Genomic DNA, 23559 nt, shown 5'->3' with positions numbered 1-23559 from the left:
GTGGCAATCTGTCCGCACCTTGACTTGCCATACCCAGGGGGCGGAATGAATCAAGCACGAGAATCGGCAGAGATCGGCCTTGTCTTCAGCGATCCGGACGGCGCGGAGACGACCGAACGCGAGATGGAGTCGCTGATCGAGGAACTCGACCAGCTCCCACTGCTCCACATGGAACACAGTCCGGCCCCGCCGGCCCCCCACGGCACCCGGGCCGGTGACGCCACCGTCTACAGTTCCCTGGTCCTGGGCCTGGCCGGAGCACCTGCTGTCCGGTCACTGATCCTGCTGGTCCAGGACTGGCTGGGCCGCCGCACCTCGGGCACGGTCACCCTCCGGATCGGCGACAGCGAACTGGTCCTGGAAGCTGGATCGCCCGCCGAGCGCCGTCGGAACGTCGAAGCCTTCCTGGCGCACCTCGCTTCCACCGGCCGCGAAGAGGACTCCGATGGCTAAGCGGGCCCTGGTGCTGGCCGCCGAGACATATGACGACTCCCGGTTTGCCGCTCTGCCCGGCGCGGCCTACGACGCCGAGCGACTGCGCGATGTCCTCGGCGACCCGGCGATCGGCGGGTTCGAGGTGAACGTACTGTCCGGCGCATCGACGCAGGAATGGAAGATCGCGATCGAGCAGTTTTTCAGCTCCGCCGCCAGCGACGACACCCTGTTGTTGCACCTGTCCTGCCACGGGCGCAAGAACCGCCGCAATCAACTGCACTTCATCACCAAGGACAGCAAGTTCGACGCGCTGGCCGCCACCTCAGTCGAAGCGGACTTCATCGCCGCCCGTATGGAAGAGAGCCGCAGCCGACGCATCATCCTGCTGCTCGACTGCTGCTACAGCGGAGCGTTCAACAGGGGAATGCGTACCCGCGGTGACCAGGAGGAGGTCGAACTCACGGAGACCTTCGAGGGCAGCGGCCGGATCGTCATCACCTCCTCCACTGCCCTCCAGTACAGCTACGAGAGCGCACTCGAGGACGACCTCGCCAGCAGAGAAGAAGGCAAGGCGTCGGTGTTCACCTCCGCAGTCGTGCGCGGTCTGCAGACCGGGGAGGCCGACCTCAACGGGGACGGCTTCATCAGTGCCGACGAGCTGTACCAATTCATCAGCCACTGGGTACCCAAACAGGTGCCGGACCAGACTCCGACGCTGAGCGTCACCTCGGCCGAAGGGGGGAGCCTCGTACTGGCCCGCAACCCGCATGCCGTCGCGTTGGCCCATCAGGCCCTGCGCAGCCCACACGGCGGCGGCACAGAACCGTTCCCCCTGCAATCGTTGGCGGTTTGGGAGGCCGGCCGCCTAGTGCAGCAGTCGGAGAGCAAAGCAGCCGAACTGAGCGAGCAGCTTGAGACGGCGAGAATGGAAGCGGCCCGGAACGCCGGTCCCCGGGCTCGGAACGCCCGGGCACTGGTGCGGATTCTGAGCCTGCTGTTCGGGCTTCTCGGAGGGGCGATCGGCTTGTGGACGGCCTCGTTCTGGGTGGCCGGCTTCACCCTGCCCAACGGCGGCGGGAAGTACCCAGCGCTGGCGATCTGCGTCGCGGTCCTCAACATGACCTTCCTTGTCGTGGCTGCCGCGACGTCCAAGGCCATTGTTTTGGGGCAAGGGGCCCTGCTTGGATTGATCACGGAGGAGATAGCCGGAGAGAAACGGACCAAGCAAAAGGTCCTCTGGGGCCTCCTGTTCGCCGGTGCCCTGGCACTACCGTTCTTCGCCATCGCCGCCGAGCTGATCTGGCTGGCTCCCGCCACTCTCCGTCTCGGAGGATGGATCTCACACCTGGCGGGATTCCCCGTTGGCATCCCGTCCGGCTGGGGCAGCACGCTGATCGTGCTGTTTGAGACCGTCGGGGGGGCCGCCGCCATGGCCGTGATCCGTGAGCGCACGCCCGACGAGGAGGTCATCGAGGAGACGGGCCCCGGCTACGTCAGACGAGTCAGGTACAAGAAGTTCGGTCCGTTCCGCTGGAAGGAGGAGCACAGGCAGGGCGGTGGCTCCGACTTCGACTTCCTCTGACATCTTCGGGCGTCAGTGGCTCGGACAGTGCAGTCTGCAGGCTGGGGTCTGCCGACTGCACTGGACCGTGTTGTTCGTGCCGATGCCTTCCGGTTCCATGGGCCGCAGCGGGCGGCGGCGGGCGGACCAGGCTCCTGACGGTCCCGATCCGCCACCCCGGGGAGCCGACCCCGGCCGCCACACCTGCTCGCCACGATCGACGGCTCGATCGGACGGCTCGACGGCGTGGTGGACATCCACTCCTCGGTCGTCCTACGGCTGCTGCTCACCGCGAGCGACTGGGCCCCCTACGACGACGAGCCCACACCGGTCCGCCGCCGCCTCGCCGAGGGGCAGCCGCCACCGGCCCCGATCACCGTCGACGAGCTGGACCGCCGCCTCGTCCGCTTGCTCCGGGACGACGCCCGGATGTCCACCACCCGGCTCGCGCGGGAGCTCCGCGTCGGCGAGACCACCGCACGACGCCGCCTCACCCGGCTGATGTCCTCCCACGTCCTGCACCTGCGCCTCGCCGCCGAGCCCGGCGTCCTCGGCTACCCGCTGGAGGCCCGCTTCCGCCTCGCCGTCGCCCACCGCCACCTGGACGCGGCGCTGCGCCGCCTCGCCCGCGAACCCGCCATCCGCCTGCTGGTCGTCACCACCGGCGACAGCAACGTCCTCGGGTACTCCAGCCACCGCTCCCTGGCCGATCTCGACGAGTTCACCCACCGCGTCCTCGCCGGCCTGGACGGCGCCGGCCGTGCCGAGACGGCGGTACTGCTGCGCACCTACAAGCGGGCCTGGGTCCCCACGCCGGGCGCCCGCTGAACCCCGGCCCGGCCGTCCCGCCGCCGTCACCGTCCCTTCGCCGTCACCGTGACCGTCGCCTTCGCCGTCCCCTCGCCGTCACCGTGACCGTCGCCGTCCCCTCGCCCTCGCCCTCGCCCTCGCCCTCGCCGTCACCGTCTCCCTTCACCCGAACGGGACCAGCGGGCCTGTCATCGCTGACAGGCCCGCTGGTCACCCACGCCGGGACGGCAGGATCCGGCCCCGCGAACCCTCGCCTCCCGGCCGCCGGCCCGGATGCTCCGGACCGCCGTCGCTCAGTTCGCCCCGTCGTAGTGGCGGTGCATGGTCACGCTCGGGCCGGACTTCGCCGCCAGGCCCGGCGCCCCGCCCCGGGGGGCGGACGAGGCCTCGCGGTCGAGGATCGCCTTGACCTGGGCGGCCAGGTCGTCCGCGCGCTGCTTGACGACGGGGACCGGGTCGTTCGAGGTGTCCAGCGCGTCCAGCCGGCGGTGGACGGCGGCCAGTTGGGACTTGGCCGCCGGGCTGAGCGCGAACGGCTGCGCGGTGGAGACGACGAACTGGTAGGCGCCGGCCAGGGTCTGGCAGCCGGGGCACTGCTCGTTGACCGCCCGGCCGAGATTGGTGGCGTTGAGCCGGACGTCGTCCCCGGCCATGGTGACGATCTGGAACGACAGCGCGATCGACCGGCACGGGTGCTGGGACGAACAGCCGGTCGAGACGGCGGTGGCCCGGTTGTTCGCGGCGACGCTGAACACGGTGCCGAGTTCGTGGACGGTGAACGAGTCCTCGTACTGGTCCGGGTGGACGCGGTTGGCGTGGGTGGTCGCACGGTCCGCGAACGCCGCGACGCCGCGGCCGGGGTGGGACGAGAACGGGACGGCGTCGGCGGGGGCGGCGACGGCGAGTGCGGCGAGGCAGGCGCCGCCCAGCACGCCGAGGCGTCCGGCCGTCCGGCCGATGATCGAACTCCGTTGCGAAGTGCGGTGTTTCACGAAGACCTCCTGAGGGTGCGCACGGGATCGGGCCGTTGCTCGGCCGGGGCGTGCGGGGCGGTTGGCTTGGGGCGGTGCGACGCCGCGTGCGCCCGCCGCCGCGGGGCCGGGCGGGCGAGGATCCGGCGGAGCAGCCGGGCGACGGTCCGAGCCGCCAGGTAGGCGCCGCCGACCAGCGGGCACAGCAGGGTGAAGGCCCCGATGACGCCGACCGCCCCGGCCGCGAACTCCCCGTCCGAGAAGGCGGTGAGGGTGTCGCCGGCCTGCGCGGAGAGCGAGCGCACGGCCGTGCTGAGGATCCTCGGCAGGTGCCACAGGACGTAGCCGAGTTCGGCGGCGAGCAGCGGGACCATGGTCAGCACCCACCCGGTGACCACCGCGCGGGCGGACCTCTTGAGGTCGGCGACCTCGGGCCGGACGGGGCGTCCGGGCAGCATGCTCAGCAGCGTCGGCCGGATCTTGCCGAACAGGTCGGGGACGCCGGCGAGGTCGCCGAGGATGAAGTACCCGTCCAGGCGGACGACCGGCATCAGCTGTTCGACGATCTCGACGTGCGCGACGAGCACCGCGGCGAGGAAGAGCGGCCGGCCGGTGAGGGCGTAACCCCCGGCCAGGCCCAGTATGAAGACGACGTTGAAGTAGACGCCGCCGAGGTCGGTGCGCAGCCGGCCGGCCCGGCCGATCCGGTACACGTCGGTGACGTCGGTGTAGAGCGAGGGCCACAGCACGTACAGGCCGCAGCCGATCGGGCCCGGCCGCGCTCCGCCGTAGTGGCAGGCCGAGGCGTGTCCGAACTCGTGGAACAGCAGCGAGACGACCGTGAGGCCGAACACGGCGAGCAGCAGCACGGGCCGGTCCAGCACCTGCAGCACGGGGCCCATCGCCCCGTGGAGGGCGAACAGCCAGACGTCCAGGGCGACGGCGGCGGTCAGGACGACGGCCACCACCCACGGGTGGTGCAGCCAGGCCAGCGACCGTGCGACCCGGGCGACCTGGCGCTCGCGCAGCAGGACGCGGCGGCCGGCGAGGGCCAGCAGCAGGTCCGAGCGAGGGGCGTCGACCGGGTGGCCGTCGCCGTCCGGCGGTGCGGTGATCCCCATCGGCCGGAGCTTGCGCTCGATGAGGTGGTCGACGTTGTCGGCGCTGACCTCGCGTCCGTAGCGGTCGCTGACCCGGTGCGCGATGTCCCCGGTGTCCCGGACGCCGTCGATCGACTCCGCCACCAGGTGCAGCAGCAGGGTCAGTTGCACCACCTGCCCGTCCCCGCGGCGGGCGAGGTAGCGGGGCCGGGTGAACCCGCCGCCCTGGTACTCGCCGTGCAGCAGCAGTCCGGTGGTCAGCCGTGGCACCGGGAGCGGCGCCGCCGGCCGGCGGCCGCCGGGCGCCGTCGGTAGGTCTCCAGCCACGCTGGGCCCGTCCTTCCTCGCGGGCGGACCGCGCCACCGGGCGCGGTCCGCTCACGTGCGGGGGTGTTACCGCTGGTAGACGTTGATCGACTGCGCCGCCTCGGACTGCGCCACCGCGAGCGGCGAGTAGTCGTTCACGGCCCACGACTCGTTGTGCGCGTGGACGAAGGCGACGTTGGCGTGGACCTTCACGAACTTCAGCCGTCCCAGCGCCTCGCGGCTCGGCAGCAGCTCCACGGTCTCGGCGTCGAGCTCGGTGACGTTCATGCTCATGGCAGTACCTCTCTGTCGGGGCCGGGGAGGCTCCCCGGCTCCTGTCCATTCAGATCGGACGTTCTGTCCGACGAGATTGGACGCTAGTCGCTCCCCGGGGGGAACTGCAAGTACAGACACGAACACGGCGCGTCACCACCGCTCGAATGAGGGAAATCGGCAGGTGGGATGCGTGATCGCATGGACGACGCGCCGTGCGGCCGTAGAATCGGGGCCACCCGGACACGTTCCGCCGGCTCCGACAGCAGGGAGCACACCACCCCGTGGACAACGCACTGCAGCGCATGATGAGGCGGCAACTGGACGCGCAGGGCTGGTCCTACGGCGACGTCGCCCGCCGCGGCGGCCTCCCCCGTTCCACCGTCCACCACCTCGCCACCGCCGAGCGCCTGGTGCGGATGCCGCAGCCCGCGACGCTCGAACGCCTCGCCGCCGGGCTGGAGTTGCCACTGGAGACGGTGCGCCGCGCGGCCGCCGAGACCTGCGGGATCTACCTGTACGCGGAGGGCGAGCCCGGAGCGTCCACCGATCCCGAGGTGGCCACCCTGATCGCCAGCCTCCAGCAACTGTCCGCCGCCGACCGGCAGCACGTGGCCGCCCTCGTCGACTCCCTGCTGCGGCGCGGCCCGCGGCCGGAGTAACACCGGCGGGCCACCTCGACGGTGCGGGCGCCCCACGAGGTGACATGGACCCGTCCGGCCGTGAACTCGGGCAAGACATACCGCTGTTAGAGGGTCGAAAAGGATAAAAATCGGGAGATCGGGGCTATCGTCTTCTCCTACCCGAGGCTGTGAGCCGCACGAGCCTCCGGCACGTGCTGCGTGCTCGTCGGACACGGAGGCGATGTTGCTTGTCGTCCACGGAGGCTCGAACACCGCGATCGTCCGCGACCGCACGGGCCGGCCCGTCGTCCTGCTGTCAGGCCCGCGCCCCGAGGCCCTCACCTCGGCCATACTGACCGGCCTGCGCGACCTGGCTGCCGCCGTCCTCACCACGGGAGAGACCGAGCGACTCGAACACTGCCTCGCCGCCCTGCGCCGCGGCGACCTGATCAAGCAGAGCCACCTGGAGATCGAGGGCGTGGTCCTCACCCTCTACGGCGAGGTCTGAGCGCCTGGAGGGCGGGGGCGGCCTGTTCGAGTGGCGCCTTGGTCCGCTCACCCCCGTGAGGCCGATGTGGCGCTGCCCTCCCAGGACGTGGTGCCGACCGTCGCAGCCTTCCGGTTCGTCGCCCAGCGTGCGAGGGGGCCCCGCGCAAACCGCAAGCCGGGGTCCCGGGGTCCGGGGTCCGGGGTGCGGGGTCCGGGGTCCGGAACGGGCCGGGGCGTTGCGCTGTCAGCAGTCCCGCTACGGGAGCACACGCAGGGCGAGGACCGATCCGTCCGGATGGATGGAGACAGGGCCGTCCCACTTGTCGTCCCAAGTGCTGGTCGGCCACGAGGAACGGCGGGCATGGGCCTCGTCGCGACAATGGGTGAGGCGGCCCTCCACGAGGTGTTCGAAGTGGTCCTCCGCCACGCCCGAGAAGGCCTCCACCCGGGTGCGGTGCCGCACCAAGCCGCACGTTCGGGACGCGTGGCAGGGGCGTACGCGAGCCCTGCTGATTCGCCGGCGTCGGGTTCGGGCTGCCACTGATGTGCGTCGGCAGGTGTGGTCGGGGTTCTCCCGCCTCCCATCGAGCCGGCGCAGAGCCGACCAGGCCTCCGACCGCAGTGTCCTACCGGATGAGCGGGGCTCCTTGGGGCGCCCCGTTCGGGTCGGGAGGATCCGGCCGGGCATCGACGCCCGCGGAGCCGGCCACGGGCGTGCTGCTACTTGTTGTGCGTGGGGTAGACCTTGACGTCGGTGTAGAAGCCCTTGATGTTGCCCGCGCCGGCGGGCCACTTCACGTTCACGTGGCTGGTCTGGTTCGGGGGCGTCACCTGGATCTCGGTCGGGCGGGTGAGGCTGTTGGCGCTGTTGTCGATCTCGTACGAGAGATTGAAGATTGCGGCTTCGCCGGGCTTCAGGTCGGTGATGCGGGGTTCGGCCTTGCCCCGCTCGATGGGGTTCGTGGTGGTGTCCTGGTCGGTGATGCCGATACCGGCGAAGCCCGTTGCCGAGCAGGTGGTGGTGCCCCGGTTGGTCATGGTGATGTCGATGGTGCCGGTGCTCGCGTCGGGCGAGGCGTTCTTGGCTTCGACGGTCAGGTTCTGGGTCTTGCAGGGCTGGACGTTCTGACCACCCTGGGGTGCACTGTCCCCGCTGCCGCCGGACGCCGTGCTGCCGGAACTCGGCTTCGCGGTCTGAGATTTGCCCTTGTCCGCAGTGCCGCCGCTCGGGGACGGGCTGGCCTTCGCGGGATCCGAGGGCTGGGAGGAGGCGGCGGGCGGGACGCTTCCCTTGCCCGCGGTGTCCTTGCCCGAGTCGTCACCGGCACAGGCAGTGAGCGAGAGGACGGCAGCGACGCCGAGGGCCGCGATCGCGCTGGTGCGGCGGATGTGGTTCTTCATGGCGTTTCCCCGTAACTGGTGTGGTGCGTAAGGTGATTGAGTCCGAAACATTCGTTCCTGTGGTCGAAACGAGTTTTTCACGGTGGGTGTGACAACCAGCTGCGGATGAGGTCCGGATCCTGTCACGAGACTGTTGTCCGGGCGATGCCCTTCCCGGTGCTCAGGACGGACTTCCGGACGTGCCGGCCGCCGGGTGCCACGTACGCCCAGGCAGGCGCCGCCGGCCTCGAAGTCGCCATCCCGTGCACCGCCGCCCCCAATGACGGGACCCAGTCCTCGAAGGTCTGCGTGCACCTGGCCGACGTCACGGGTTCGGCGCTCGGCCAGTCCGGCAAGGCCGTCCAGCTCTCCGGCGTCGCCGGTGGCCGCCTGTCCCTGACGGGCACCAAGGAGATCGACATCCCTGCGATGTGGCCGGCCAACTGCCCCTTCCGCATCCCCGCGGACACCAGCAAGCCCGCCGTGGCCATCGGCTTCCTCGACGAGCAGATCACCACCGACAGCCAGGGACAGCCCCTGCGGGACAAGAACGGCTCCCCCTCCTACCACCCGAGCGCCACCAGCGGCTTCACCAACGCCGTGCGTCCGGTCGTCTTCGGCGACGAGACGACCGAGGTGACCATCGGCCACGCCGCGGTCATCCGCGCCCAGTAGACATCCCCTCCCCGGCTCGGCCGGCCTGGACCACCGCCGGTCAAGGGGCGCCCCGAACGACGGCCGGGGCGGGCGCCCGCTCCGTCCCACCAGGCCCTTACCCAAAGTGACCCCATCCCGCCACCGGCGGCGGCCCCGGTGCCAGGTCTGGCACCGGGGCTCCGGGCATGACGGCCGGCTGCGTCCGGACGGGGGCATCGACGGCGCCGGCGAAGAGGCCTGCCTCCGTGGTGGCGGCAGCGCAAGGCTCGCTGCTGCACGCTTAGGACCGGCTCCCGAGGAAGGTCCTCCCTTGACCGCTGGCCACGGTAGACCTGCAGGTCGACCCGACCTCGCCGAACTCATGATCGGCACCGGCATCCGCAAGGGCGAGGCACTGGCCTGCACTGGGACGACGTCCACCTGCCCGAACGTGTCTTCTTCGTCCGCGCCACACTCTCCGTGATCGACAACAACCAGCTCCCGCTCGCCGCCCCAAGACCAGGGACAGCAAGGCGTGGGTCGCCCTGTCCGACCGCGTGTCGACACCCTCGAAGACCGGGCGGGTTCACGAGCCTTCGGCGAGATCACCCCCGCCGGCGGCTATGTCTTCCACCGCCACGGCTGCCCACTCCACCCCAAGAACCTCCTCGACCGCTTCCACCTGCTCTGCGACAAGGCCGGCGTCCCCCGCATCGCCCTCCACGACCTACGCCACCTCACCGCCGGCTTCGCCACAGCCGCAGGCGTCCCCCTGCCTGTCATCTCCAAGACCCTGCGCCACCGCACCCTGTCCACCAGCGCGAACATCTACACGGACCTGACATTCCGCGCAGCCCGCGCAACCGTCGACGCCGTCGCCTGGATCCTCGACAACGCCGACCGCGCCGTGCTCGGCCGACCCGCCTGTCGGGCCCGGCAACCCTGGCACCAGAATCCACGCCCGCACCAGCAACTGCCCGCATACCAGCGGACACGAACAGCCGAACCCTCAGCGCCCTGGCCGAAGTGGCCCGGCGATCACCGTGCGACCACCAACTGACGCCACAACAAGAAGAGCCGGCACTCGGTTTCCCAAGTACCGGCTCTCATAACCGACATCACTGTCGGGACGACAGGATTTGAACCTGCGACCCCTTGACCCCAGTCGTCCTCCGGTGTGCATTGCTCCACGTCGGACGGTGGACAGCACGCACCGTCCGTGCGCGCGAGTGGGGCCTGTGGATAGCCGTACGCGGCGGGTGGTCCCCAGAGAGTCCCCGGTTCTCCCCGATCCACGCCCATGTCCCGAAACCGAGCTGGCCCGCTGTCGGAGAGCTGCGGCCACCTTCAGGACGCCTCACTGCATTGCGAGTCCTCACCCCGCGTCGAACGCCACTACCGATCCTCAACAAGCGGTCAGCGCGGACTCGTTCGTTCAGTAGGCAGGTAGCCCTGCGCGACCGAGAGAGCCTGGCACGTGGCAGGGCCAGCAGAGAGGTGTGGGTGTGCAGACTCTTCACGTAGCCGACTTCGAGGTGCGCTCCGCTGCAGGAGCTCTCGTAGACCCGTACGACGTCGTGCTTGGTCATTGCTCGGCCTGGGTTCGCAACCCCGGCGCTGGCCCCGGCCTGCCAGTCGAACAGCTACGGTCTCCTGGAACGATGCGGGTGCCGTCCCGGGGGCCTGGCGGCAGGCAGCGCACGATCACCTGGGAGGTCGAGGGCGACGCGACGACCGAGGCCGTTCGCCTTCAGGTGGCGGAGCCACTGCGGAACCAGGCGGCCGCGCGCTTTGTCACTCAGGTGACGATCTTCCGCGGCCTGCAGTGTGTTGGCCTCCGCGTCGCGATGGGCCGTGAGGTGCTGGACGGCTGGCTCGGACAAGCGGAGGTGGACGGCATATTCCGCCCCGGCCTCATCCGCAACGTCGTCAACAATCCCACCCTGGATCTGAGTGTGCTCGGCCAGAAGACGGAGGGCCGGTTCGAGCGAATCCGGGACGTCCCTGCCACGCGTGTACTCGCGGAGGCGTTGGCCAAACGCGCCCGCCTGCCAATCGCAATTCTCCAACCCCGTTCCCAGGAGGGCTGGAAGGCAGCAGCTCGCCTGTCGGAGCACCTCGTCGGACTCGCCCAGGTCGTCACTCTCAACTACGTCACAGCAAGTACCCTCCGCTGGCTGCTTCCGACTGTCGTCGTGCCAGACGGCGGCGCCCTGCTGGTATGGCCGGGGATGGCCGCCGATCACCTGCCGAGCTCGCGGCAAGACCTCGAGGAGGCAAGCGGCGAGAGCAGTGGATCGAACTGCTCGGGGAAGCGTCAGTGACGGCACGGGGCATCGACACCGCCTGGGCGCGAGCGCGCCGGGCGGCCCAACGCGCCTCGGCCCGTAAGGTCGAGGAGGACCTGGTCCAGGCCCGCGCGAGCGGCGACAGAACGCGGGAGGCCCGGGCTCTCAAGGCAACAATCGAGCAACTGAAGCAGGAAGTCGCCCTCTGGGTCGCCGAAGCGGAGTAGCTGGCAGGCGAACGGGATAAGTACCAGGAGGAGGCCGAGGGCGCCGGCAAGTTCCGGCACGAGGCCAACTACTGGCGCTCGCAGTACGAACAGGCAGTGGGTCAGCGGCGCCAGCAGTCGACCTGTGGGCGTTGGTCCCTGAGCTAGCGCCGCGTGACGGCGCGCCAACGTTTCGAGCGATCGAGACCGCGTCCGAGGGACGGATCGCATTCACATCGGGCGCGCAGCGGACGTGGAAGACGTCCCGCTATCCCCACCGTGCCGAGATGACCGACCATCTGGTACGACTGGCCCGCGCTGCCGTTCACCTGTAGGGCTCGGTCACTGCAGACGGCGAGATCCTGCCCCAGCTCGACGACTGGTTCAAGGAAGTCCATGAACTCACTGTCGCCCTGAGCGATCAGCGTCTCAAGACCAAGCGTGAGCTTCGGGAATTCACCTTCGAAGACAGGCCGTACAACGGCACTCCGCACGTCAAGGTCCGCGATGCCACCGCGCCTAGCGAGGTCGGTCGCATCTACTTCGCCCTTGCCCCCGACGCAGGCCGCATCGTGGTAGACCACGTCGGGCTGAAGAAGTACTGACAATCCTGCAGTTCCCGCCTTCCAAGCGCGCCGGCCCGACACGCAACGGCTCGGGCCTTCGGCTGACGGTATCTCTGGAGACAGCGGGTGCACCCACCCCGGCCTGCAGCGCAGAAGCCAGCGGTCGATCACGCCACGCGTGTGCGGAACCTGCAGGCGAGATCCTGACGGAGATCGTCGGGATCTCGCCGAGCTTGGCCGCGTTGTAGCTCACGGTTTTCTCTGCAGCCTAGGTATCGGCTGGCCGCCAGCACGGTCGTGGTCAACTGCGCCCGCGGGGTTGGCAGGACAGGAGAGGTACAAGTCGTCGTCATGCCCGAACCCTGGCCAGGCCGCAGAGCCTGCGTCCGACCGTCCATCTCGCTGCCGCAGTCCGGGACCGTCCCTTGCAGGGCCTTGCCGTACAGCTAGACCAGGTTCGTACCAGCTCAACGGCCATGCGTGCCGCAGATGACGCACTTGCGGTGGTTCGGCCGAGAGTGCTGGTTAACCAGCACTGCGAGCCCCCCGCCCACCCTCAAGTGTCTCGACCAGTGATCGTAACTGGGCGTCTCGGCAACGGATGTCACTCGATTCCTCTACGCTGCGCATGCAGACTGCTCGATCAGACGGTGGGGTGTTGTGGCACAGCAGGCAGTGGGAGTCCGGCTTCCCCCGCAGGCGCACGCGCTGGTGGAGAGTCTGCGGTCGTTCGGCTACGACATGGCTACCGCGCTCGCCGACCTCGTGGACAACAGCATCGCGGCCAAGGCACGTCACGTCCGGGTGGAGTTCTCGACGACCAACGGCCAGTCCTGGGTGGCTGTCATCGACGACGGCACAGGAATGGGTGAGGCTGCGCTCCATGAGGCTCTAAGGTTCGGGGGCGAGGGGCCGGGTGCCCTCCGTGAGTCGTCGGACCTCGGGCGGTTCGGTCTCGGCCTGAAGACCGCTTCGTTGTCCCAGTGCCGGCTGCTCACAGTTCTGTCCCGGACCGGCGAGGACCTCGCCTGCCGGTCATGGGACCTAGACCACGTGGCAAGGGTCAACGACTGGGAGGTCCTCACGGCGGCCGACGGCGAGGCACTACGTATCGCCGAGGAGGTGTCGTTCAGTGGTACCGGCACGATGGTGCTCTGGCGGCGGTTGGACAACGCCGGCGAGGGCAGGGTCTTGGCCCAACGCCTCGGTCAGGCCCGCGTCCGCCTGGCGATGTGGTTCCACAGGTACCTCACCTTCGGGCGGCTCGACCTCCAGATCGGCCAGCGCAGTATTACCCCGTGGGATCCGTTCTGGCGGAGGTGGATGGCCACACAGGACCTGGGAACCGAGTTCCTCGGTCGGCACAGCGAGGTGAAGGTGACGCCGTTCGTACTGCCTCACCCGTCCAGACTGAGCAACAAGGAGCTGGAGCTCGGAGCCGGGCCGCGCGGGTGGGCCGCCCAGCAGGGCTTCTATGTCTACCGACGGGACCGCCTGGTCTCCGCCGGCGGCTGGCTTGGGCTCCCAGAGCTCACACAGATCTCGCAGGCACGACTGGCACGAATCGAGGTCGACGTCGACCAAGCGGCGGACACTGCGTGGCGAATCGACGTCCGCAAGGCTCGCATCCATCCGCCGTCCGAGCTCGAGGCAGACCTCACGCGCCTTGCGGGAGCCGCGCGCGACGCATCTGTTCGCGCCTTCCGCCAGAGGTCCGTCACGCTGGGGCGGCACCGTGGCGGAGAGATCACGTTCGGGTGGCTCCCCCGGCAGAGGGACGGCGGAACCGACTACGTCGTAAACCGCCAGCACCCGGTTGTACAGGCGGCCCTGGACACACCCGGCAGGACGACCGTCGAAGCGCTGCTGCGCCTAGTCGAACGCACCGTACCCGTCGGGCTCATCGCCATCGAGGCGGAGCGGGACGAGACCCGCACCCCGCAGGCGGCGCTCGAGGGCGCGAACGAGAACGAGATCAGGGAAGAACTGGCGGCGATGCTCGCCGGGCTGCCCAAGGATCCTGCGGCACGGAGCCGCGCGGTGCGGGTCCTTGCCTCGGTGGAGCCCTTCAACCGCTTCCCCGCCCTCGTAGCCGAACTGACCGCACGACTGAGCACGGACGGAGACGGAGCATGAAGAATGACGGCCTCAAACTCGCCGTCAGATTCGCCGAGGCAGCGGTTCTGGAACTCGACCGTTCCGCAAGGACCCGCGAGGCCCTCGTCGAGATCGCCGAGGAAGCACAGGAGATGGTCCGCCGGCGGCACCCCAGCGTGACCGTCGACGAGATCGCCCGGGCTCTCGAGGAGCGTTTCAACGTCTGGTCTCCACGGGAGGTGTGGGTCCTCGATCCGGACAAGCACAACGAGTGGCTCGACAAACGGCAGAAGCAGATCGACTGGCGGTACTGGGAGCGTTACAGCAACTGGTTGTCGCACAGGAAGAACTGGAAGCCAGCAACAGTCGAAGCACTGAGCGACTCGACCAACACGGTCCTCTCTCTCCTGGAGGATCCCCAGCGTCCGGGAGACTGGCTCACCAAGGGGCTGACCTACGGCCAGGTCCAGTCCGGGAAGACCGCGAACTACACCGGACTGGTATGCAAGGCGGTTGACGCCGGGTACCACGTCGTGATCGTCCTGACCGGCGCGCACGAGAGCCTACGGCACCAGACCCAGGCCCGTCTGGACCTCGAGTTCCTCGGGTTCGACACCCGCTTCATGCGCGAGCGTACGGCGGGGTCCAACTACATCGGGGTCGGCAACCTCGACATGACGGAACCGCTGCTGTGCATGTCGATGACCACCCAAAACAGGGACTTCAACGCCAACACGCTCGAGTCGACACCGGTCGATCCGCGCCGGGTCCGCCTCCTTGCCGTCGTGAAGAAGAACGCCCGGATCCTCGAGAACCTCCGCGACTGGCTCAAAAGCCACGCAACGGAGCAGCCTGACGGCGGCAAGGTGATCACGGACCTCCCGCTCCTTGTCATCGACGACGAGGCCGACTACGCGTCGGTGGACACCAAGAAGCCGCGCCGAGGGCGGACTGCAAGTGACCCAGAGCACGACCCGACCGCGATCAACCGGTGCATCCGGGAGATCCTCGGCACCTTCGAGAAGCGTGCCTACGTGGCCTACACGGCCACTCCCTTCGCGAACATCTTCATCTCGAACGAGATAGACCACCCAAAGCACAAGGACGATCTCTTCCCGAGCAACTTCATCGTGGCCCTGAACCCGCCTTCCAACTACTGCGGACCGGAGGTCGTGTTCGGACTGGAGGATCCCGCGGCCGACGAGGTCCGCGAGCCTCTGCCCGTGATCCGGATGGTGGGGGACGAGGCCGCATGGATGCCCGACTCCCACACGAAGGAGCACGAGCCAGCAGTTGGCCTTCCCTCCTCCCTGGTCGAGGCCATCGACTCCTTCCTTCTCTCGACTGCGGTACGGAAGGCGAGGACGGCTGAGTACGGAGACGAGCCCGGGCACAACACGATGCTCGTCCACGTCACCCGTTTCAGGACGACGCAGGTGGCAGTCGCCAGGCAGATCACGACCCACCTCCGCGAGATGGACAACCTCTGGGGAGACCATGGGACGGCCGGGCAGGGCCTACGATCCCGGCTATGTGAGCTCTGGGAGCGCGACTACCTGCGCACCTACGGCCAGCTCCGGGAACGATCGGACCTGAACGGCCTTGTGGGCGACCCCGTCGACCTCGACCAGGTCCTCCACCACGTCCCGGACGTGCTCGCGGAGTGCGTGAAGGGAGTGAAGGCCATCAACGGCTTGGCGAGTGACGTCCTCGAGTACGAGTCGGCCACACCCGCCACGGTTATCGCGGTCGGTGGTGACAAACTCTCACGAGGCCTGACCCTGGAGGGCCTCACCGTGTCCTACTACCTTCGTGCGTCGAGGACCTACGACACGCTCATGCAGATGGGCAGGTGGTTCGGCTACAGGAACGGCTACCTGGACGTGACCCGGCTCTACACGACCAAGGACCTGGTTGACTCCTTCGTGCACGTCACCCGCGCGAACCGGGAGCTGATGGACCTTGTCGCCTTCCTGAAGGAGACGAACAAGCGGCCTTCCGACGTCGGGCTGCGGGTCCGAGACGGCTTCGAGAAGCTCCAGGTGACCGCGGCAGCAAAGATGCGCAACTCCGCGGTCATCTCCCTCTCGTCCGCTGGCCAGCGGCCAGAGACGCTCTTCATGCGGACTGGCCGACAGGACGTCATCGAGAACTTCGCACGGCTGGAGCGGCTCGTCGAGGACATCGGCAGCTACGACGAACTCGAGTCGGAGCGACGATACGGCAGCAAGGGCATCTTCCGTAAGGGAGTCCCCGCCCGGGTCGTGACGGAGTTCCTCGACGGCTTCGTGGCCTCGGGACGGAACCTCCAGGCGGCGCCCATCCTCCTAAAGCAATTCATCGACAACCAGGTCGCACACGGCGAGCTCACCTCATGGACGGTCGCGATTACCGGAGGCGCCTCCACACAGCGGCTCACCATCGGCGAACACACTTTCAGGCAGGTCAAGCGTACGGCCGTGGTGACGAGCGCGGACCAGCGGGTCGCGAACGGCACCGACCTCCAGGTGGGCGTGCTGGTCAGCCCGGACCACGAGGCGATCGGGCTTCCCCGGGAGGTCTACCAGCGAGCCTGGGACGCAACCACGCAGGACTACGTCGGCGCTGGACGTCCGGCGGCCGCGCGGCCGAGCGGCCGGCAGCTTCGACTCCACCGCGACGCTGCTGAGGGGCTGCTCCTCGTCTACCCAGTGGACGCAGCCGAGGTCGCCTACCCCGAGGGCAGCACGGACATCGAGCGTGTGGGCGCCGACGGCTCGACGCAGCGACTCCCGCTGGTGGGCTACGCCCTCTCCCTCCCGCACTCCGAGACAGCCAAGTCGATCAGTTACCGCGTGAACGAGATCTACCTCAAGGAACTCCAGGGGTTGGTCGAGGACACGACCGAAGAGCCGGAGGAAGCGTGACGAGCCTCGCTGCAGTCCAGATATCGGCGTTGTTCGGGGAGTTGGAGTCCGAGGTTCCGAGCGGCCCCGGCACGGTACGCCGCCGCCTGCCCTCGATCGCGGCTCTGGACGTCTTCGCGGAGGTCAGGTTCCCCGAGGAGGAGTGGGCGCTCGTCATCGCCAGCACGGAGAGTCTTCGGGACCGCGACCTAGTCCTCGCGAACGGGCTCACGTGCTCGGTCCAGCACGGGAACGTGGAGGTCGTCGCGCAGCCGAGCACGGACCGCGGCGTATTCTCCGCACTGCTGGCCGACCTGCTCGGCCACCTGACCAACACGTCGGCGGCACCAGCGGCCGGCGTGACGCGTCGGATCACCACCTGGCAGCGCATGCTGGGGAGAGGCCTGGGGCAGGTGCTCGCGCCGGAGGAGCGGGCGGGGCTGTTCGGCGAGCTCCTTGTACTGAGAGACCTCGTGGTCGCGGCCGCACCGGGCAAGGCCGTGGCCGCGTGGAGCGGGCCGCGCGGCGACGCGAAGGACTTCCTGTTGGGAGACTGGGGGCTGGAGGCCAAGACGACCGTCAGCCGCCAGCGGTACCCAAGGTGCCGGATCCACGGCGAGGACCAGTTGGCCACCGATTCGCTGGAGACGCTCCTGCTCGCGCACCAGACCCTGCGAAGCGACTCCACCGGAACGAGCTTGCCCGACCTGGTCGACGAGCTACGGGGGCACCGTGGTCTGGCCGACCAGCTCACGGAGCTGGAGGAAGCCCTGCTGGAGGCTGGCTGGGTCGAGGCCCACCGTCGCCACTACGAACACGAGCGCTGGGTGCTCGACGGACGCAGGTTCTACCGCGTCGTCGAGGGCTTTCCTCGGATCGTGGACACGATGCTGCCGTCGGGGGTCTCGGGAGTCTCTTACAATCTGGACCTGCGGCTCTGTGGCGAGTACCAGGTGGGCGAGGCCACGGTCCGGGAGCTGCTGGGGGATGCCACGAGCCGGCTGGGGGATGGGAAGCTTGTCCGAGAGTGACCTGACGGCCTTTGCCGAGGACCTCCACGAGATGGCCCGGGCGAGCTTCGGCGAGTCGACCGGTTCGCCCTACTACAACGACTCGTTCACCGAGGTCGTGGGCGGGTTCCTGACCGAGGACGGCGCCCTCGAGGGAATCGAACCCTGCTACATCCGGAAACTGACCGACACTGGCCGCGGAGCCATGGAGGTCTTCGGGTACTTCGTCAGCCGCGGCGGAACCGTTCTGGACGTCGTGGCCGGCGCACCTAACCGGAAAGCCGAGGTCGTCCGCAAGGCCGACGTCCAGCGGATTCTGCGTCGCGCCCGCAACTTCGTGGAGCGATGCCGACAGGGCATCCACTTGGAGCTAGCCGAGACTGACCGCGCCCATCCCATGGCGCTTGCGATTCACAACGCGTGGCCCGACCTGACCAGGGTGCGGATTTTCCTCGTCACCGACGGCCGCGTGACTGTCGACACCTGGGAGCAGGACGAGGTCGCGGGCCTCAGGTGCACGTACGAACTCTGGGACATAGCCCGGCTCCACCGGCTGGCCTCGTCCGGGCGACCGGAGGAGGACACGGTGATCAACCTGGATCCGCCCCTGGCCTGCCTCCCGGTCCCGGGAGACGAGGACTACTCCTGTCTGCTCGCTGCAATACCCGGTGCTGTTCTCGCGGAGCTGTACGACCAGCACGGAGCCAAGTTGCTCCAGCGGAACGTACGTGCCTACCTGCAGGCTCGGACCAAGGTCAACAAGGGCATCGGCGAGACCGTCCGGAACACGCCCGGCCGCTTCCTCGCCTACAACAACGGAGTGTCCGCGACCGCCAGTCAGGTGGTCACGGAGCCCGGGGTCGGCGGAGTGCAACAGATCACCCGGCTGGTGAACCTGCAGATTGTCAACGGCGGTCAGACCACGGCCTCGTTGCACCACATGTGGAACCGGGACCCCCAAAGCCTGGACCGCGTGTCGGTGCCCGCGAAGATCACCGTGGTGGGAGCCGAGGCGCTTGACACGCTCGTCTCCGAGATCTCCCGGTGCGCGAACTCCCAGAACGCGATCAAGGAGGCGGACTTCCAGGCCAACGGGGCGTTCCACGTTGCCCTCGAACGGCTCTCCCGCTCCGAGTGGATCCCGGCGCGTGAGGGGAGCACCTTCCAGTCACGCTGGTACTACGAGCGCGTGCGTGGGCAGTACCAGGTCGACCTCTCGAGGCGGGAACGAGGCTCCCAGCAGCGGGACTTCCGGACACAGAACCCGATCGCCCAGAGGTTCGGCAAGACTGACATCGCCAAGTACGAGCTGACGTACCTTGGGCGCCCCCACGACGTGAGCCTCGGTGCAGAGAAGTGCTTCCAGACATGGACCACCGAGGTCCTGGGGCCACCGGCGGACCAGACGGTCCCGGACCGCCCGTACTACCAGCAGCTCGTGGCCAAGGCGATACTCTTCGGCCACACTAGGAAGATCATCCAGTCCCTCAAACTCGGAGGCTACCTCGGTCCGACGGCCACGTACGTGACGTCGCTGCTCGTGGACCGGTGCGCCGACCGGATCGACCTGGACGAGATCTGGCGGGCGCAGAATCTTCCTGCCTGGATACGGAACGCCGTCCCGGCTCTTGCGGTCGAGGTCGTCCGGCCACTTCTCGTGGACGCACCGGAGGCTGCCAACGTGACCGAGTGGTGCAAGAGGCACGCCTGCTGGGACCGGGTGAGGTCCTCCTGGTGGGCCCCGTAACGTTCACACCTGCCAGCTCGTTAGGATGTGCGACCAGGGGTCCAATTTCCTGCACGCCCCGAGCGCCGTCGGCCGTTTCGCAAGGATCTGTCCGGGGCGGAGCAAAGCAGAGGAGCACGGCACGGACCATCGCGCCGAGTGGGCGCCGAACCGCCGAGGACGTCGGGGTGGTTCGGCGCATTCTGCTTGATTGCGGCTGGAAGTCTGTGGTGTCGTTGGTCCCTGTCAGCGGGGTTGAGCGGAGGGTGAGAGTGGCGGGCCGGACTCGTGCGCCAGGTACCTACGAGGTCGCACTGGTGCGCAGCAAGTACCTCCCCCTGGAGGCCCATCCCGACGCGTGCACACCCGACACCTTCAGGGAGTGGCTCAAGCAACGCCGGCCGGAGGAGCGCTTGGCCGTTGACCTCTTCTCGGGGGCGGGAGGCCTCAGTCTCGGGCTCAAGCGTGCGGGATGGACCGTCGCCGCAGCCGTGGACAACAACGACCGCGCGCTGGAGACACACCGGCACAACTTCCCGGGCATGAGTCTGAAGCTCGACCTAGGCAGCCTAGAGGGGCGCAACGAGCTGCTGTCGCTGTTCGAGGGCGTCGAGGTAGACCTCGTTGCGGGCGGACCACCTTGCCAGCCGTTCAGCCGGGCGGGCAGCGCCAAGATCCGCGATCTCGTGGCCAAGGGCATTCGCGACGAGCACGACGTCCGCAAGGAGCTCTGGCGCGCCTACATCGACATCGTGCTCGCGCTCAGGCCTCGGGCAGTGCTCATGGAGAACGTTCCGGACATGGGTCTGGCTGACGACTTCCGGGTCGTGCGCATCATCGAGCAGAAGCTCGAGGACGCCAAGTACGTGACCCAGGTCCACCTCGTCGACACGTGGAAGTTCGGGGTACCCCAGCACCGGCGGCGCCTGATCCTCCAGGCACGCAGGGACTCCACGGAGTTCCGTTGGCCGAAGCAGCACGCAAATATCGTCACTCTCCGTGACGCCATCTCCGACCTGCCGCCGGTCCCGGTGAACGAGACCGGGAGCCGTGAGACCCCGTACGCCAGGAACGGGAAGCTCTCGCGGTTCGCCGCGGACATGCGGAAGGGCGCTCCCAGGGGGCTCGTGCACGACCACATGACCCGACCCGTCCGGAAGGACGACGCGGAGCTCTTCGACCTCATGGACTCGAAGAGCCTCTACTCGGACCTCTACCAGAAGTTCAAGGACGACCCCGAGAAGAGCAGGCTCTTCCGCTACGACACCGAGAACTTCACGGACAAGTACAACCGCCTCGGCTGGGACGAGCTGAGCCGTACCATCACGGCGCACATCGCCAAGGACGGCTACTGGTACATCCACCCCGACCAGCCCCGTACGCTGACCGTACGGGAAGCCGCGCGGATCCAGACGTTCCCCGACAACTTCCGGTTCGCCGGCATGCGCAGTGACGCCTTCCGGCAGATCGGGAACGCCGTCCCGCCGTACCTGGGCGAGGCAGCCGCCCGCGCCCTTTGGCCCCACCCCGAGGATGCGGCCTCCGGCCCTCTCCAGCCCTTCTGGGGCGTCGTTCGCCGGGTGCTGACGGACTGGGCGACGGAACAGCGGGCGAAGTCCGACTGGATCTCCCTTCCGGGGCCCCGGATGGGCGTTCCCCAGGCCGCCGTCGCCGCCTTGGTCGGCACCGGCAAGGCGAACGTGGACGGCCTGACCGAGGCCATGACGCACGTCGACGGCCTCCCGCACCTGACCCGTGCCGCGTACACGAAAGTGGTCCAGTCGGCTCAGCGCCCCTCTGCACGCAGGGCGCTGGAACGTCTCGAGAAGCTGGCAGGCAAGCGGAAGGTCTGGGAGGACCGGGATGGGGTTGCCGACCAGCTCGGCCTCAAGCCGAACGAGAAGGCCGTCTTCCGACTCCTCCTCGACAACGACCTGCTTATGGCCACGCAGGGACCCATCCGCGTCGCGGAACGTGTGGCCGGGATAGGCCTTGCTACCGACGACACCTCTGCGAACGCGCTCAACGACGGACGGATCAACCTTGCGAAACTGGTGGGTGCTGGCGACGACGCACCGCTCCGGATGGCCGCAGTTCGGCTGCTGAGCCTGACGTACTGCCGCGCAGGCGGCCCGGCATGCGGCGGCTGCCCCCTTCGGGAGATGTGCGCAACCCAGGGTGCCGCCAGGGCCGGTCAGAGCCCGGCCACGCCGTTTTCGTCCAGAGAGGCGAGCGAGGGAGCGCTGTTCTAGGAAGGTCAGTCCTTCCCCGTGCCGGTGGCGGACCGAACGCGTAGCGCTGCTGCGGAGGCATCACGTCGGATCTCGCACTCCCAGAGTCGGACGACCGTACGTCCGGCTGCCTCGGCGGCAGCGGTGTTCCGTTCGTCCCGCTGCCTGTTGGTAGTGATCTTCTCCCATCACCGGTCGGCGTTCGGAGCGCGGAATTCGCGGGGCCCGTGCTCCGGACAGCCGTGCCAGAAGCAGCCGTCGACGAACACGGCGACCCGGTGCCTGGGCAGCACGAAGTCCGGGGTGCACCTGGACGCCAAGGGAACATGCAGCCGAAAGCGCAGACCAAAAGCATGGACCCGTTGGCGCAGCACGACCTCGGGTCTGGTGTTACGGGTGACGCGGCCACGCAGGTGCGGCCCCGCCTCGGTTCTGACCCATGCTCTCGCCACTTCGGCCCGGCCCTCCTACCGCTTGTCGTGCATCCGGTGCCGTCTGGTCCGCCGAGTGCGGGCCAGACGGCACGCCGTCCGGAACTCACAGTGCCGGGTCCCAGTACCCGATCCCTTCCCCGTCAGGGTCACCGAAAAGGTGCCACCGGGAAAGGTTGCGGTTCCAGCGCTGGCACGCGGTCTCGGCGCATGAACGTGGTCGGCAACGGCCCAATGGCCCGCCTCTTCACCGGCCCGAGCGGCGGCCGGGTCACCACAGCCATCCGCAGCAAGGCAACCCACTGGGACGAAGTCGTCAGCCTCGGCTACGAATACCTGCGCCGGCACGACCTCCGACACACCGGCCTCACCTGGTTCGCCGACGCTGGCGTCCCCATCCACGTCCTCCAGAAGATCGCAGGCCACGGCCACATCACCACGACCCAGCGCTACCTGCACCCGGACAAGAGCTCCATCGAGAAGGCTGGCCGGACTCTCAGCAGGCACCTGTCGGCGGACCGGAGCACTCCGCAGGCGACATCCGCCAGCTCGGCTCCGGCGGAGGCCGGAGTGCGTCACCTGCGTCTCGTCTAGTGAGTGCTCGACCGTGCGGCCCACCTGCACGGTTCCAGGAGTGCCCGCAGGTAGCAGCGGTCCCGCCAGTCGATGTCTCCGGTCCCCGGCTGGTCCCTGACAAGATCGCAAGCAGGCGCCGCTCCGGCCGGTGATCACCTGTCGGACCATCAGCAAAAAGGCCGCTGGCCTAGGATTTCTCCCGGCCAGCGGCCTTCCGACATTCTGTCGGGACGACAGGATTTGAACCTGCGACCCCTTGACCCCCAGGTCGCAATGCAGGGCATTTCCGCAGGTCACGGGGCATCGGCCGCACACCTTTGCGTGCGACCGAGCTGGTGTGGTTCGGCTCCGCTCAGGCCGTGTGGTCCCGCACTGGTCCCGCAAGTACTTGAGGCTCAGAAGCAGGAATCCTCCTGGGCCCCACGGTCTCGAAGCTGACCTGCCATCCGCAGAGTTCAGGAGCCGCCAGGCCGCCCAGTCCACAGAGCGATCTGGGCTCACTTTCCGACCTACCCGCAACGATCTGGTGCGTGATTGCGGTGGCGATGTGATGGCCCGAGGTGCTGCTGTTGGTCAGGTGGTGGCGGTGCGGTCGGAGACGAGGCCGGCGATGGCGAGGTAGGTGTCGGGAAGGGTATCTCGGCGGTGGGTCCAGCGAGCCAGGCCCTTCCAGCGCTTGTGGTCGGCGAGGGCGTGCTCGACGGGGATGCGCTGGGAGGAGTGTTCGTGGCGTGCCCGCTCGCGGGCTGCGTGGACTTCTGGTGCGGCGATCTTGTTGGGCTTCCTTGGTGGCGTGACGGCTTTGCCAGGATGGTCGCGTCGCAGGCCCAGGTAGCCGTCATCGAGCAGTACTTGGACTTTTGGGAACTGCCGGAACAGGTCGTCGATGCCCTCGCCCCGTATAGCGGTGGTGTCGTGCATGCGTCCTGGGCGGAGGTTGCCGGCCCACAGGGTGCGGC

The 23559-nt window shown here is 68.5% G+C and carries 22 protein-coding genes; 14 read left to right on the top strand and 8 right to left on the bottom strand.

All coding sequences use genetic code 11. The features are described 5' to 3' along the window. Positions 1-45 precede the first annotated feature (45 nt). From IE329_RS34370 to IE329_RS34360, 3 genes are all read left to right on the top strand, one after another. Positions 46-453 (top strand): effector-associated constant component EACC1, encoded by a 408-nt coding sequence (locus tag IE329_RS34370; protein WP_190214955.1) that lies wholly within the window; start codon positions 46-48, stop codon positions 451-453. Further along, positions 446-2017 (top strand): caspase family protein, encoded by a 1572-nt coding sequence (locus IE329_RS34365; RefSeq protein WP_190214954.1) that lies wholly within the window; start codon positions 446-448, stop codon positions 2015-2017. Before IE329_RS34370 ends, IE329_RS34365 begins: the two co-directional genes overlap by 8 nt. Positions 2018-2242: 225 nt before the next feature. Further along, a complete protein-coding gene (locus tag IE329_RS34360) occupies positions 2243-2824 on the top strand; it encodes an Lrp/AsnC family transcriptional regulator (RefSeq protein ID WP_229927993.1) in 582 nt (193 codons plus the stop codon). A 275-nt stretch (positions 2825-3099) separates the two neighbouring features. Here the strand turns inward: IE329_RS34360 and IE329_RS34355 are convergent, their stop codons facing one another. The 3 genes from IE329_RS34355 to IE329_RS34345 form a co-directional block, all read right to left on the bottom strand. Then, positions 3100-3798, bottom strand: a complete 699-nt coding sequence (locus tag IE329_RS34355) for a hypothetical protein (RefSeq protein WP_190214953.1) — start codon at positions 3796-3798, stop codon at positions 3100-3102. Beyond that, positions 3795-5204: a hypothetical protein gene (locus IE329_RS34350; RefSeq protein WP_190214952.1), complete on the bottom strand. Its 1410-nt coding sequence runs from the start codon at positions 5202-5204 to the stop codon at positions 3795-3797. Before IE329_RS34350 ends, IE329_RS34355 begins: the two co-directional genes overlap by 4 nt. A gap of 66 nt (positions 5205-5270) precedes the next feature. Further along, the gene (locus IE329_RS34345) at positions 5271-5471 is read right to left on the bottom strand and encodes a hypothetical protein (protein ID WP_073923695.1); all 201 of its coding nucleotides are present in this window, start codon (positions 5469-5471) and stop codon (positions 5271-5273) included. Between the two features lie 269 nt (positions 5472-5740). Between IE329_RS34345 and IE329_RS34340 the strand changes: the two genes are divergently transcribed. Next, positions 5741-6118 carry a helix-turn-helix domain-containing protein gene (locus IE329_RS34340; protein ID WP_190214951.1) on the top strand — a complete coding sequence of 126 codons (378 nt, stop codon included), beginning with the start codon at positions 5741-5743 and terminating at the stop codon, positions 6116-6118. A 202-nt stretch (positions 6119-6320) separates the two neighbouring features. After that, positions 6321-6587, top strand: coding sequence for a hypothetical protein (locus IE329_RS34335; RefSeq protein ID WP_190214950.1), 267 nt, complete (start codon positions 6321-6323; stop codon positions 6585-6587). Positions 6588-6824: 237 nt separating this feature from the next. Here IE329_RS34335 and IE329_RS34330 read toward each other — a convergent pair whose 3' ends face one another. Next, complete coding sequence (locus IE329_RS34330; RefSeq protein ID WP_190214949.1) at positions 6825-7031, bottom strand: hypothetical protein; 207 nt, start codon at positions 7029-7031, stop codon at positions 6825-6827. 257 nt (positions 7032-7288) lie between these two features. Then, positions 7289-7969, bottom strand: a complete 681-nt coding sequence (locus IE329_RS34325) for a DUF4232 domain-containing protein (RefSeq protein ID WP_190214948.1) — start codon at positions 7967-7969, stop codon at positions 7289-7291. A gap of 144 nt (positions 7970-8113) precedes the next feature. Between IE329_RS34325 and IE329_RS34320 the strand changes: the two genes are divergently transcribed. The 3 genes from IE329_RS34320 to IE329_RS34310 all read left to right on the top strand — a co-directional run bounded on the left by IE329_RS34320 (position 8114) and on the right by IE329_RS34310 (position 10908). After that, positions 8114-8623, top strand: coding sequence for a hypothetical protein (locus tag IE329_RS34320; RefSeq protein WP_190214947.1), 510 nt, complete (start codon positions 8114-8116; stop codon positions 8621-8623). 496 nt (positions 8624-9119) lie between these two features. Continuing rightward, complete coding sequence (locus tag IE329_RS34315; RefSeq protein ID WP_190214946.1) at positions 9120-9644, top strand: tyrosine-type recombinase/integrase; 525 nt, start codon at positions 9120-9122, stop codon at positions 9642-9644. Between the two features lie 601 nt (positions 9645-10245). Next, positions 10246-10908: a hypothetical protein gene (locus tag IE329_RS34310; RefSeq protein WP_190214945.1), complete on the top strand. Its 663-nt coding sequence runs from the start codon at positions 10246-10248 to the stop codon at positions 10906-10908. Between the two features lie 334 nt (positions 10909-11242). On the opposite strand, the gene IE329_RS34305 is transcribed toward IE329_RS34310, so the two are convergent. Next, entirely contained in the window at positions 11243-11662 is a 420-nt protein-coding gene (locus tag IE329_RS34305; RefSeq protein ID WP_190214944.1) for a hypothetical protein, read from the bottom strand. A 642-nt stretch (positions 11663-12304) separates the two neighbouring features. Here IE329_RS34305 and IE329_RS34300 point away from each other — a divergent pair. From IE329_RS34300 to IE329_RS34280, 5 genes are all read left to right on the top strand, one after another. Then, the gene (locus IE329_RS34300; RefSeq protein WP_190214943.1) at positions 12305-13780 is read left to right on the top strand and encodes an ATP-binding protein; all 1476 of its coding nucleotides are present in this window, start codon (positions 12305-12307) and stop codon (positions 13778-13780) included. Further along, positions 13777-16647 carry a Z1 domain-containing protein gene (locus IE329_RS34295; RefSeq protein ID WP_190214942.1) on the top strand — a complete coding sequence of 957 codons (2871 nt, stop codon included), beginning with the start codon at positions 13777-13779 and terminating at the stop codon, positions 16645-16647. Before IE329_RS34300 ends, IE329_RS34295 begins: the two co-directional genes overlap by 4 nt. After that, positions 16644-17657, top strand: coding sequence for a PD-(D/E)XK motif protein (locus IE329_RS34290; RefSeq protein ID WP_190214941.1), 1014 nt, complete (start codon positions 16644-16646; stop codon positions 17655-17657). Before IE329_RS34295 ends, IE329_RS34290 begins: the two co-directional genes overlap by 4 nt. Continuing rightward, complete coding sequence (locus IE329_RS34285; RefSeq protein WP_190214940.1) at positions 17644-19383, top strand: AIPR family protein; 1740 nt, start codon at positions 17644-17646, stop codon at positions 19381-19383. The genes IE329_RS34290 and IE329_RS34285 overlap by 14 nt, the downstream gene beginning before the upstream one ends. Before the next feature lie 296 nt (positions 19384-19679). After that, positions 19680-21614, top strand: a complete 1935-nt coding sequence (locus IE329_RS34280; RefSeq protein ID WP_229927992.1) for a DNA cytosine methyltransferase — start codon at positions 19680-19682, stop codon at positions 21612-21614. 167 nt (positions 21615-21781) lie between these two features. Here the strand turns inward: IE329_RS34280 and IE329_RS41130 are convergent, their stop codons facing one another. Then, positions 21782-22045, bottom strand: coding sequence for a PDDEXK family nuclease (locus tag IE329_RS41130; protein ID WP_268257368.1), 264 nt, complete (start codon positions 22043-22045; stop codon positions 21782-21784). A 189-nt stretch (positions 22046-22234) separates the two neighbouring features. Between IE329_RS41130 and IE329_RS41125 the strand changes: the two genes are divergently transcribed. Further along, complete coding sequence (locus IE329_RS41125) at positions 22235-22618, top strand: tyrosine-type recombinase/integrase (protein ID WP_229927991.1); 384 nt, start codon at positions 22235-22237, stop codon at positions 22616-22618. A gap of 555 nt (positions 22619-23173) precedes the next feature. Here the strand turns inward: IE329_RS41125 and IE329_RS34265 are convergent. Then, a partial coding sequence (locus IE329_RS34265; protein ID WP_190214938.1) for a transposase family protein occupies positions 23174-23559 on the bottom strand: 386 nt, incomplete at its 5' end.

The sequence above is a fragment of the Kitasatospora indigofera genome (assembly GCF_014655955.1).
In the GTDB taxonomy this organism is placed as follows: domain Bacteria; phylum Actinomycetota; class Actinomycetes; order Streptomycetales; family Streptomycetaceae; genus Kitasatospora; species Kitasatospora indigofera.
Note: the sequence above shows the minus strand (reverse complement) of the source record. Positions and strands in the feature narration are given on the sequence as shown.